We start from the raw sequence: 12,089 nt of genomic DNA, 5'->3' as shown, positions 1-12,089 counted from the left end.
CCCGAGCCCGGCCGACCGCCGCGCCCGAGCCCGGCCGACCGCCGCGCCCGAGCCCGGCCGACCGCCGCGCCCGAGCCCGGCCGACCGCCGCGCCCGAGCCCGGCCGACCGCCGCGCCCGGCCTGGGCCCGAGCCCGTGCCCGGCCGCCGCACCTCCCTCCGAACCTCGTCCCGCGGACTGCTCCGCCCCGCCCTCCCCCTTCGTCAACGCCGTCCGTCAACTCCGCATGGCCCGGAAGGAGGGGATCCCCTACGGGGCGTCGTCCCTGAGAGGTAGGCCCGTACCGTCGCCCCGGCGGACGAGCGGGGTGAGCGGCGCCACTACCGTCGAGACGTGACCGTCATCGTGACCGAAAGCCTCAGCAAGCGGTTCCCGCGGGTGACCGCCCTGGACCGGCTGACCGTGGACATCGCGCCCGGTGTGACCGGCCTGGTGGGCGCCAACGGAGCCGGAAAATCCACCCTGATCAAGATCCTCCTCGGCCTGGCGTCGGCCACCGAGGGCACCGCGCGCGTCCTCGGCATGGACGTCACCACCCAGGGCGCCGCCATCCGCGAACGCGTCGGCTACATGCCCGAACACGACTGCCTGCCGCCCGACGTCTCGGCCACCGAGTTCGTCGTCCACATGGCCCGGATGTCCGGTCTGCCGTCCACCGCGGCCCGCGAACGCACCGCCGACACCCTCCGCCACGTCGGCCTCTACGAGGAACGCTACCGCCCCATCGGCGGCTACTCGACGGGCATGAAACAGCGGGTCAAACTCGCCCAGGCCCTGGTCCACGACCCGGAGCTGGTCTTCCTCGACGAGCCGACCAACGGCCTCGACCCCGTCGGCCGGGACGACATGCTCGCCCTGATCCGCCGCATCCACACCGACTTCGGCATCTCCGTCCTGGTCACCTCCCACCTCCTCGGCGAGCTGGAACGCACCTGTGACCACGTCGTCGTCATCGATGGCGGGACGCTGCTGCGCTCGTCCGCCACCCGCGAGTTCACCCGGACCACCGCTTCCCTCGTCGTCGAGGTCACCGACACCGACGCGCACCCCGACGGCACCGCCGCCCTCCACTCGGCCCTCGTCGCCGCCGGTGCCACCGTCAGCCGTGACGTCCCCGGCGCCGCCCCGGCCACCACCGCCGGGCACCTCCTCCACATCGAGGCGGCCGACGCGCCCGGCGGCGGCGACCCGCACGACCTCGTCCGCGACACCGTCGCCGCCCTCGGCCTCGGCCTCGTCCGCATGGAGCCCCGCCGCCACCACATCGCGGAGGTCTTCAGCGCCCCCGCGACCGGCACCGCGACCCCCGGCCCCGAGGCCACGACCGGCACCGGAACCCCCGCCGGCGCCGACGCCCCGACCGGCCCCGGAGCGGCGACCGCGACCGCTCCCGCACCCCGTTCCGCCACCCCCGGCCCCACGCCCACCCCGAAGGGAGGCGCCACCGATGCCCGCTGACCACACCTCACCGGCACCCGTCGCCGCACCCGGCGACCACCGCCCCGGCCCCGGCGCCGTCCCCGCGCCGCACGCCCCCGACGTCATCCACAACATCGGCTACCGCCACTACGACGGCCCCCGCCTCGGCCGTTCGTACGCCCGCCGCTCCCTCTTCGTCCAGAGCCTGCGCGGCGCCTACGGACTCGGCCGCTCCGCCAGGTCGAAGGTGCTGCCGATGCTTCTCCTCGGCGTCATGTGCCTCCCCGCCGGGATCATGGTCGCGGTCACCGTTGTCACCAAGGCCCACAGCCTGCCGCTCGACTACAGCCGCTACGCGATCTACCTCCAGGCCGTCATCGGTCTCTTCCTCGCGGCCCAGGCGCCCCAGTCCGTCTCCCGTGACCTGCGCTTCAAGGCCGTACCGCTCTATTTCTCGCGGCCCATCGAGCGCGTCGACTACGTCACCGCGAAGTTCGCCGCCCTCGCCGCGGCTCTCTTCCTCCTCACCGCCACCCCGCTGCTGATCCTCTACATCGGCGCCCTCCTCGCGGAGCTGGACCTCGCCGACCAGACCAAGGGCTTCGGCCAGGGCCTGATCGCCGTCGCCCTGCTCTCCCTCCTCTTCGCCGGTATCGGCCTCGTCATCTCCGCGCTCACCCCGCGCCGCGGCTTCGGCGTCGCCGCCGTCATCGCCGCGCTGACCCTCCCCTACGGAGCCGTCAGCGCACTTCAGGGCATCGCCTATGTCCAGGGCCACGAAGCCGCCGTCGGCTGGCTCAGCCTCTTCTCCCCGACGACCCTGATCGACGCCGTCCAGTCCACCCTCCTCGGCGGCCGCAGCTCCTTCCCCGAGGGCCTGGCGCCCACGACCGCCACGGGCGTCCTCGCCCTCGCCGTCACTCTGGTCACCATCGCGGCGTCGTTCGCCCTGCTCATGCGCCGCTACCGCAAGGCCGGCCTGTGACCCGCCACCCCGCACCCGCACCCGCCCGGCCGCACCGCCCCGGGCCCGTCAGCCATCCCACCGACGAGGAGCCGCGCCCGTGAGCACCCTCCGTATCGACCACGTCTCCCGCTGGTTCGGCAACGTCGTCGCCGTCAACGACATCACGATGACCATCGCCCCCGGCGTCACCGGTCTCCTCGGCCCCAACGGCGCCGGGAAGTCCACCCTCATCAACATGATGGGCGGCTTCCTCGCCCCCTCCCACGGCACCGTCACCCTCGACGGTGACCCCGTCTGGCGCAACGCCCGCAGCTACCGTCACCTCGGCATCGTCCCCGAACGCGAGGCGATGTACGACGTCCTCACCGGCCGCGAGTTCGTCCTCGCCAACGCCGAACTCCACGGCCTCGGCCGCGCGCAGGCGGCCGCCGCCCTCGCCACCGTCGACATGACCCACGCCCAGGACCGCAAGATCTCGACGTACAGCAAGGGCATGCGGCAGCGCGTCAAAATGGCCTCCGCGCTCGTCCACGACCCGTCGGTCCTGCTGCTCGACGAGCCGTTCAACGGTATGGACCCCCGTCAGCGCATGCACCTCATGGAGCTGCTGCGCCGGATGGGCGACGAGGGCCGCACCGTCCTGTTCTCCTCGCACATCCTCGAAGAGGTCGAACAGCTCGCCACCCATATCGAGGTCGTCGTCGCCGGACGCCACGCCGCCTCCGGCGACTTCCGCAAGATCCGCCGCCTGATGACGGACCGCCCGCACCGCTACCTGGTCCGCTCCGACAACGACCGGGCCCTCGCCGCCGCCCTCATCGCCGACCCCTCCACCGCGGGCATCGAGGTCGACCTCACCGAGGGCGCCCTCCACATCCAGGCCGTCGACTTCGCCCGCTTCACCGCCCTGCTGCCCCGCGTCGCCCGCGACCAGGGCATCCGCCTCCTGGCCGTCTCCCCCTCCGACGAATCCCTGGAATCGGTCTTCTCCTACCTCGTCGCCGCCTGACCGCCCCGGCCACCATCGGCCCGACCCGTACGGCGTACGGACCCCGTACGCCGACCGGAATCCCGGCCGCCGCTACGGCCCGCTCCGCCCCACGGCCGCGCCCGCCCGGCGCACGAGCCGTACCCACCGTCCGCCCGACGCCGCCCCGCCCGGAAGGAACCCGCAGATGTCCACCACCAGCCCACCCACCACCGCGGCGGCCCCGCCCCCCGCGCTCTTCCACCCGACCGTCGCCCGGCTGACCTACCGCGCCCTCCTCGGCAGTCGCCGCGCCCTGATCCTCTTCGCCCTGCCCGCCCTCCTCCTCGTCATCGCCGTCGCCGTCCGCACCCTCAGCGGCGCCGACGACACCACGACCAAGGAGATCCTCGGCGGTTTCGCCCTCGCCACCCTCGTCCCCCTGCTCGGCGTCATCGCCGGAACCGGCGCCATCGGCCCGGAGATCGACGACGGTTCCGTCATCTACCTCCTGGCCAAACCCGTCCGCCGCAGCACCATCGTCCTCACCAAACTCACCGTCGCCACCGGTGTCACCCTGGTCTTCTCCGCCCTCCCCGTCCTCCTCGCGGGCTTCATCCTCAACGGCAACAGCCAGGACCTCGCCGTCGCCTTCGCCGCCGCCGCGGCCATCGCCTCCCTCGCCTACGCGGCCCTCTTCCTGCTCCTGGGCACGATCACCCGCCACGCCGTCGTCATCGGCCTGGTCTACGCCCTCGTCTGGGAAACCTTCTTCGGCAACCTCGTCCCCGGCGCCCGCACCCTCAGCATCCAGCAGTGGGCCCTCGCCCTCGGCAGCCGTCTCGCCCCCGACGCGGCTGTCACCTCCGACGTCGCCCTCCCCACCGCCGTGATCCTCCTCGTCGCCGTCACCACCGCCGCCACCTGGTACGCCACCCACCGCCTCCGCTCCCTCACCCTCACCGGAGACGAATGACCCCCACCCGCCGCCGAAGCCCCGGTCGGCGGCACGGTCCGGGCACCCGTACGGGGCCGGGGCGCCGACCGCCTTACGGGCCCCGGGCCCGCGCGCGTACGGGAGGTGCCGGGGCGGTCCCTCACGGGTCCCGGGCCCGCACATACGGGACGTCCCTCACGGGTTCGAAGCCGCACGAACGGAGGCTCCGGGACGGCGCTCCACGGGGTCGGGCCCGCGCATCGAGGGAGCGGCCGGGCGCCCCTGGCCGAAGGCGCAATGGGGCAGACGCGTCGGCGACTCCCGCACGGGCGCTCCGTAAGGTGACCGGGTGAGACCCCCGACGCCACCCGCGCCTCCCACGGCGCCGGACGCCACCTTGCTGATCGCCACCGAGACCCTGTACCACCCCTGCGCCGCCGGCCCCGGCGCCCCCGACGTACTCCCGGCGCTCCTCTGGCGGGCCGGACCGGGCTGGCGGATGATCTCCAGCGCCGTCCTCGGCGGCGGCATCGGCGAACGCCACTGGTTCCTCAACGCCCAGGTCCCGCACGGCTACACCCGCCACGACCCGCACCGCCACCTCGCCGGCATCGCCGCCCCCGCCCTCACCGGACCGTCCCCACGCCCGGCGCCCCAACCCCCGCCCGGCGTGGGCCTGATGACCGCCGCAGATGTCCTCGCCACCGCCACCCACACCGCGGAAGACGGCGCGGAAGCCCTGGTCACCGCAGGCGTCGGCGTCTCCGGCTGGGCCGCCGTCCCGGCTCAGCGCGCCGCGCCCCACCCCGGCCCCGGCACGATCAACATCCTCGTCGCGCTCCCCGTGCCCCTCACCGACGCGGCCCTCGTCAACGCCGTCACCACCGCCACCGAGGCCAAGGTCCAGGCCCTCCGCGACAACGGCTACGACGCCTCCGGCACCCCCACCGACGCCGTCTGCGTCGCCGCCCGCACCCCCGGGAACGCCACCCCCACCGAACACTTCGGCGGCCCCCGCTCCCTCTGGGGCGCCCGCCTCGCCCGCGCCGTCCACCGCGCCACCCACGAGGCCGTGGCCCGCGACGCCCACCTCCGCAGCCCGGCCCCGGCACCCTGACCCGTACGGGCCGGGGCCCGCACCTCCCCACGGGTCCGGCCCACGCCCCGTAGGGATGACGTCCGTGCCCCGTACGGGACACGCCTCCCAGGCAGGACCCCGGACGCGAAGCGGGGCGGCGCCCGCTCGGCCACCGCCCCGCTTCCGTACGGCCTCCGCCGGTCAGGCCGCCGGGGCCCCGATCCGCCGGTCGCGGCCCGCGCCCATGCCCAGCAGCGCCAGCCCCGCGCACACCACCAGCATCAGCGCCAGCGGCACGCTCCACCCGCCGGTCACCTGGTGCACCGCACCGAGCGCCAACGGGCCGACCGCCGCCAGCAGATACCCGCCGGTCTGCGCCATCCCCGACAGTCGCGCCGCCGTGTGCGCGTCGCCGGACCGCAGCACCATCATCGTCAGCGCCAGCCCCAGCGCACCGCCCTGACCGAGCCCCAGCAGCACCGCCCACAGCCACGCTCCGGCGACCGGCGCCACCAGCAGTCCCACGACACCGCACGCCATCAGCGCCGACACCATCACGCCCAGCGCCCGCTGCCGCCGCATCCGTCCCGCCAGCATCGGCACCACGAACGAACCCGCCATCTGCACCAATGTGCTGAACGCGAAGACGAGGCCCGCCTCGCCCTTCCCCATCCCGTGGTCCGTGAAGACCGTCGGCATCCACGCGATCGTCACGTACGCGATCAGCGACTGCGACCCCATGAACAGCGTCACCTGCCACGCCAGCCCAGACCGGCTCAGCCGCGGTCCGTCCTCGGACGTGTGCGCCGGGCGTGCCGCCGCCTCCCCGTGATGCGTACCCCTACGGGACATCACCGCCTGCGGCACCCAGACCAGCGCCGCCGCGCCCGCCAGCAGCGACCACGACACCAGCGACCCCTGCCAGCTGCCGAGCGCCTCCTCCAACGGCACCGCGGTCGCCGCCGACACCGTCGCGCCCAGCACCATCGCGGTCGTGTAGAGCCCCGTCATCCCGGCGGCCCTGTCCGGGAAGTCCCGCTTGATCAGACCGGGCATCAACACGTTGAGCAGGGCTATCGCCGTGCCCACCACCGCGCACCCGGCGAACAGCGCCACCACCGGCGGCGCCACCCGCAGCACGATCCCGCCGCACAGCAGCACCAGCGCCCCGCACAGCACCGTCTCCGTACCCCACCGCCGGGCCAGCTTCGGCGCGACGATCGACCCGAGCCCCATGAACACCAGCGGAATCGCCGTCACCAGGCTGCTCGCCGTCGCCGCCAGCCCGAAGTGCCCTCCGATCTCGCCGAGCAGCGGTGACACGCCCGCCAGCGCCGCCCGCATGTTCAACGACGCCAGCACGATCCCGGCCAGCAGCAGCGCCGGATGCGCCCGCAACCGCCGCCGCGCCACGACGACCTGCGGCGCCGCCGCCAGATCCTCCTCGGCATCGATCAAAGGGGCCTCCGGCAGCGGGGCCTCGGATCTGATCCCGGACATACGCACACACCTCACCAATCGGAACTCGGGGAAAAAGGGGAAGAGAAAGGGCCGGGGAAAGAGAGGGCGAGGGGGCGGAGGAGCGAAAAGGGACGGAAACGGGGGAGACACGGAACCGGAAAATCCACCCGGCGGGCCCCACCGACGGACCTCCGCCCGCCGGCCCCGGAACCCGGCACCCGTCCACCGGCGACCTGACCGGCGACGACCGACGACCGACTGACACCGAGGACCGACTGACACCGGCGACCGGCCGACCGGCGACGACGGCCGACCGGCGACGACGGCCGACCGACAGCTCTCACCGCTCCGGGCCCGCCCCCGGGCCCGGACCCCTACGGGCTACGGGCCCGAAGCCGCTCCCCGCCCGGCCACCGGGCCGCTGCCCCCCGAAACCCGGTGCCCGTACGCATCCCGCACCCGGCGCCACCGGTCGCCCGGCCGCCTCACCGCTCCGCGAGCAGCGTCTCCAGGGCGTCCCTCGGCTTGTCCAGCAGCGCCCGGGTCGCCCGCTCGGCGGCCTCCGGATCGCCGGCGGCGATGGCCTCCATGACCGCGTGGTGATCACCGTGCACGATCTTCGGGATCGCCTGGTCGTCCAACGCCGTGACCAGCGCTTCCCGTACGGAACTGCTGAACCAGCCGTACGTCGCCGTCAGCGCGGTGTTGTGCGCCGCCTCGACCACGGCCCGGTGGAACGCGACGTCATGATCCGCGTACAGCTCCAGATTGCCGTGCGCGGGCTGACCCTCGTCGTCCTCCAGACGTGCCTGCGCGTCGAGCGCCGCCCGCATCCGCTCCAGGTCGGCGGGTTCATGGCGGACCGCCGCCAGCCGCGCGGCCTCCGCCTCCAGCGCGATCCGCACCTCCAGCACGTCGCGGATCCCGGCCCGCTGCACCCCGCGCATGATCGCGCCCGGGTCGGCGGCGGACACCACGAACGTGCCCTCGCCCTGCCGCGACCGCAGCATCCCGGCGTGCACCAGGACCCGTACCGCCTCCCGTACGGTGTTACGGCCCACTTCGAGCTGCTCGGCGAGCGCGTGCTCGGTGGGGATCCGCTCCCCGACCTTCCACTCACCGGCGACGAGCTGCGCCCGCAACGCCTCGACGACCGTGTCCACCAGGGACCGCCGCCCCGCCGCCTGCAACGCCATCCGTCCTCACACCCTCGCCATGCCCGGTTGCCCAGTCATCCTACAACTCATGCATTCAGGGTACACGGATCGCTGGAAAGTCCGATCGGTAGCCGGTGGGGGCGGTACGGACCGAGCGGGTGCCGGTGGGGGAAGACGCCGCCGGGCCGTCCGGCGGAGCAAGGCCCCGTCCCCGCCTCGGCGGGGACGGGCGCGCCTCAGAGGCTCCCGTACAACCGCTCCAGGACCACCGCGATGCCGTCGTCCTCGTTCGACGCGGTGATCTCGTCGGCGACGGCCTTCAGCTCGGGGTGGGCGTTGCCCATGGCGACGCCGTGAGCGGCCCAGGCGAACATGGTGAGGTCGTTGGGCATGTCACCGAAGGCGATGGTGGAGTGGGCCTTGGCGCCGAGGCGGCGGGCCGCCAGGGAGAGGCCGGTGACCTTGGACAGGCCCAGGGGGAGCAGTTCGACGAGGTCGGGTCCGGAGACCGTCACGCCCACGAGGTCACCGGCGGCCCCGCGCGCGGCCTCCGCCAGCGCGTCGTCGCTCAGTGTCGGGTGCTGGAGGTAGACCTTGTTGACCGGGGCGGTCCACAGCTCGGCGTGGTCGTCGACGGGGATGACCGGGAGCGGGCCCTCCTTGTGGCGGTAGCCCGGCCCGGTCAGGACCTCGCCCTCGACGCCGTCGCGGCTGACGGCCAGCCGCAGCGGGCCGGTCTCCACCTCGATCTTGGCGAGGGCCAGAACGGCGAGCTGGCGGTCGAGGGTCACCGAGGTCAGCAGACGGCGTTCGCCCGCGTGGTAGACCTGCGAGCCCTGCCCGCAGACCGCGATGCCGCGGTAGCCGAGCCCCTCCAATATGGGCCGGGTCCAGGGCACCGCGCGGCCGGTCACCACGATGTGGGCGGCACCGGCCGCGGTGGCCGTGGCGAGGGCCGCGCGGGTACGGGCGGAGATCGTGCCGTCCTCCCGCAGCAGCGTCCCGTCGAGGTCCGTCGCGATGAGCCGGTAGGGCAGGTCGGAGGCGGATCCGTCGGCGGTCACTTGGCGACGGGCTCCAGGATCTCCCGGCCGCCGAGGTACGGGCGGAGCATCGCCGGGACCCGCACGGAACCGTCGGCCTGCTGATGGTTCTCGAAGATCGCCACGATGGTGCGGGGGACGGCGCAGAGCGTGCCGTTGAGGGTCGCGAGCGGCTGCACCTTCTGCTTGCCGTCGACGGTCTCCCGCATCCGGACGGAGAGCCGGCGGGCCTGGAACTCGTTGCAGTTCGAGGCGGAGGTCAGCTCGCGGTACTTGCCCTGGGTGGGGATCCACGCCTCGCAGTCGAACTTGCGCGAGGCGGAGGCGCCGAGGTCACCGGTGGCGACGTCGATGACCTGGAACGGCAGCTCCAGACCGGTCAGCCACTGCTTCTCCCAGTCGAGGAGGCGGCGGTGCTCGTTCTCCGCGTCGTCCGGCGCGACGTACGAGAACATCTCGACCTTGTCGAACTGGTGCACCCGGAAGATGCCGCGGGTGTCCTTGCCGTACGTACCGGCCTCGCGGCGGAAGCAGGGCGAGAAGCCCGCGTACCGCAGCGGCAGCTTGTCCGCCTCGACGATCTCGTCCATGTGGTACGCGGCGAGCGGGACCTCGGAGGTGCCGACCAGGTAGTAGTCGTCGCGCTCCAGGTGGTAGACGTTCTCGGCGGCCTGGCCGAGGAAGCCGGTGCCCTCCATGGCGCGGGGGCGGACCAGCGCCGGGGTGAGCATCGGGGTGAAGCCGGCGGCGGTGGCCTGGGCGATGGCGGCGTTGACCAGGGCCAGCTCCAGCAGGGCGCCGATGCCGGTGAGGTAGTAGAAGCGCGAGCCGGAGACCTTGGCGCCGCGTTCGACGTCGATGGCGCCGAGGAGTTCGCCGATCTCCAGGTGGTCCTTGGGCTCGAAGCCCTCGGCGGCGAAGTCGCGGATGCTGCCGTGGGTCTCCAGGACGGTGAAGTCCTCCTCGCCGCCGACGGGGACGTCGGGGTGGACGAGGTTGCCGAGCTTCTGGAGGAGCGCCTGGGCCTCTTCCCTGGCCTCGTCCTGGGCGGCGTCGGCGGCCTTGACGGCGGCGGAGAGCTCGCCGGCCTTCTTCAGCAGAACGGCCCTCTCGTCGCCGGTGGCCTTGGGGATCAGCTTGCCGAGCGCCTTCTGCTCGGCGCGCAGTTCGTCGAAGCGGACGCCGGACGACCTGCGCCGCTCGTCGGCGGAGAGCAGGGCGTCGACGAGCGCGACGTCCTCTCCACGGGCGCGCTGGGAGGCGCGCACACGGTCGGGGTCCTCACGGAGCAGGCGAAGGTCAATCACCCTCCCAGGCTACCGGGAGGGGTGGCAGGGCTCGACGCGATATTCCCGCGCATGGCGCAATGTCTGTTTTGGGGTAATTATTCTGCGAGGGTGCGGGCCGGTGCGGGGGTCGGTCGGGTGGTCCGGGTGGGGTGGTGAGGGGGGAATGGCGGGAAGAATTCGGCGGCATTCCCGTGGTGGGTGCCGGGCGTCGTTTTATGTCGCGGCGTGGCGGTTTTCCGGGCTGTGGAGAGAGGGTCCGCGGTGGTGGGGGCGAGGTGGCGCCGAGGCCTCCGGGTGGGGATTTCCGGGTGTACGCGGTGTGGAAAAGCCGAGTTGTCCACAGGCTCGGGGGGTTTGGGCATTCTTATCCACAGGCTGTGTGTGGAATCTGTGGAACTCGGAACTCGGGCCTCCGGGCGGTGAATCCGATGCCGCGGAGGGGGTGTCGAAACCCTCTTCACGCACTCTTTCGTGTGGCGTTACCTAGCCCTAAAGGGCTGATCACGGAAAAAGGGATGACGCGGTTCGAGGTGGGGCGGTGTGGACCGAGGTGGTGAGGTCTGGGGTCGGCAGAGTGATTTGTCGATTCCGTCCGAATCCCGCGAAGGGTTACCCACAGGCATCGGAACGACCCTGTGGATAACCCTGTGGACAGTCCACAGGGAGTGGAAACACCCGTGGTCGGGGCGTCGGACGGGGGCCGTGCGGGCGTCCGGCGGCGGCCGGAAGTCGCCGCTCCGGCCGGCCCCGCCCCGTCAGCCGTCCGCCCGCGTCAAGGGCGGCCGTCCTGGCAGCGGTTGAGCCAGTCGGCGGCATCGGTGAAGGCGGCGTCGGTCATGTCGGGCCGGACGGTGGCCGCGACCTGGTCGGCGCGGGGATACGAGCCGAGGAAGCGGACGCCGCGGCAGATCCGCTTGAGGCCCATCAGGACCTCGCCGACCCGCCGGTCGGTGATGTGCCCCTCGCAGTCGACGGAGAAGCAGTAGCGGCCGATGCCCTCGCCCGTCGGCCGGGATTCGATACGCATCATGTTGACGCCGCGGACCGCGTACTCCTGGAGGAGTTCGAGGAGCGCGCCGGGGTGGTCGGCGCGCAGCCACAGGACCAGCGAGGTCTTGTCGGCGCCGGTCGGTGCGGCGGGGCGGGCCGGGCGGCCGACGAGGACGAAGCGGGTGGCGGCGTTCTGCGCGTCGTGGATGTCGGTGACCAGCGGCTCCAGGCCGTAGGTGGCGGCGGCGAACTCACCGGCGAACGCCCCGTCGTAGCGGCCCTCCTGGACGAGGCGGGCGCCGTCGGCGTTGGAGGCGGCGGATTCCCAGGCGGCGTCGGGGAGTTGGGCGGCGAGCCACTTGCGGACCTGCGGCTGGGCCACGGGGTGGCCGGTGACGGTCTTGACGTCGGCGAGGGAGGTGCCGGGGCGGACCAGCAGCGCGAAGGCGATCGGCAGCAGCACCTCGCGGTAGATCATCAGGGGCTCGCCGGCGGCGAGTTCGTCGAGGGTGGTGGTGACGCCGCCCTCGACGGAGTTCTCGATGGGGACGAGGGCGGCGGCGGCCTCACCACCGCGGACGGCGTCGAGGGCGGCGGGCACGGAGACCATCGGCTCCAGCTCGCGGGTGGCCGCCTCGGGGAGGGTGCGCAGGGCGGCTTCGGTGAAGGTGCCCGCCGGGCCGAGATAGGTGTAGCGACTGGCCGACATGCGGGTGTCTCCCTCGCGTTCGCGGCGGGGCGCCCCGCCGATCTCCCTGTGCCGTCACGATACCGAGCCCGC

Annotated in this window: 10 protein-coding genes; 5 read left to right on the top strand and 5 right to left on the bottom strand. The window is 73.2% G+C overall.

Annotation, left to right across the window (positions count from 1 at the left end; genetic code table 11):
- Positions 1 to 333: 333 nt before the first annotated feature.
- From ACZ4M8_RS19100 to ACZ4M8_RS19080, 5 genes are all read left to right on the top strand, one after another.
- Positions 334 to 1,458 (top strand): ABC transporter ATP-binding protein, encoded by a 1,125-nt coding sequence (locus tag ACZ4M8_RS19100; RefSeq protein WP_467608790.1) that lies wholly within the window; start codon positions 334 to 336, stop codon positions 1,456 to 1,458.
- Positions 1,448 to 2,404: an ABC transporter permease subunit gene (locus ACZ4M8_RS19095; protein ID WP_467608787.1), complete on the top strand. Its 957-nt coding sequence runs from the start codon at positions 1,448 to 1,450 to the stop codon at positions 2,402 to 2,404. The genes ACZ4M8_RS19100 and ACZ4M8_RS19095 overlap by 11 nt, the downstream gene beginning before the upstream one ends.
- 79 nt (positions 2,405 to 2,483) lie before the next feature.
- Positions 2,484 to 3,395: an ABC transporter ATP-binding protein gene (locus ACZ4M8_RS19090; RefSeq protein WP_467608785.1), complete on the top strand. Its 912-nt coding sequence runs from the start codon at positions 2,484 to 2,486 to the stop codon at positions 3,393 to 3,395.
- A 166-nt stretch (positions 3,396 to 3,561) separates the two neighbouring features.
- Positions 3,562 to 4,329 carry an ABC transporter permease gene (locus ACZ4M8_RS19085; protein ID WP_467608782.1) on the top strand — a complete coding sequence of 256 codons (768 nt, stop codon included), beginning with the start codon at positions 3,562 to 3,564 and terminating at the stop codon, positions 4,327 to 4,329.
- A gap of 364 nt (positions 4,330 to 4,693) precedes the next feature.
- Positions 4,694 to 5,407, top strand: coding sequence for an adenosylcobinamide amidohydrolase (locus ACZ4M8_RS19080; protein WP_467609160.1), 714 nt, complete (start codon positions 4,694 to 4,696; stop codon positions 5,405 to 5,407).
- Positions 5,408 to 5,569: 162 nt separating this feature from the next.
- Here the strand turns inward: ACZ4M8_RS19080 and ACZ4M8_RS19075 are convergent, their stop codons facing one another.
- The 5 genes from ACZ4M8_RS19075 to pheA form a co-directional block, all read right to left on the bottom strand.
- Positions 5,570 to 6,868, bottom strand: coding sequence for a CynX/NimT family MFS transporter (locus tag ACZ4M8_RS19075; protein ID WP_467608780.1), 1,299 nt, complete (start codon positions 6,866 to 6,868; stop codon positions 5,570 to 5,572).
- A gap of 446 nt (positions 6,869 to 7,314) precedes the next feature.
- A complete protein-coding gene (locus ACZ4M8_RS19070) occupies positions 7,315 to 8,025 on the bottom strand; it encodes a FadR/GntR family transcriptional regulator (protein ID WP_467608777.1) in 711 nt (236 codons plus the stop codon).
- Positions 8,026 to 8,222: 197 nt separating this feature from the next.
- Complete coding sequence (locus tag ACZ4M8_RS19065; RefSeq protein ID WP_467608776.1) at positions 8,223 to 9,050, bottom strand: HAD family hydrolase; 828 nt, start codon at positions 9,048 to 9,050, stop codon at positions 8,223 to 8,225.
- A complete protein-coding gene (gene serS, locus ACZ4M8_RS19060) occupies positions 9,047 to 10,336 on the bottom strand; it encodes a serine--tRNA ligase (protein WP_467608775.1) in 1,290 nt (429 codons plus the stop codon). Before serS ends, ACZ4M8_RS19065 begins: the two co-directional genes overlap by 4 nt.
- A gap of 754 nt (positions 10,337 to 11,090) precedes the next feature.
- The gene (pheA, locus tag ACZ4M8_RS19055) at positions 11,091 to 12,017 is read right to left on the bottom strand and encodes a prephenate dehydratase (RefSeq protein WP_399088263.1); all 927 of its coding nucleotides are present in this window, start codon (positions 12,015 to 12,017) and stop codon (positions 11,091 to 11,093) included.
- Positions 12,018 to 12,089 lie beyond the last annotated feature (72 nt).

This window comes from Streptomyces sp. NPDC027185 (assembly GCF_055567035.1).
The sequence above is the reverse complement of the archived record's forward strand: the minus strand, read 5'-3'. Positions and strand labels throughout refer to the sequence as shown.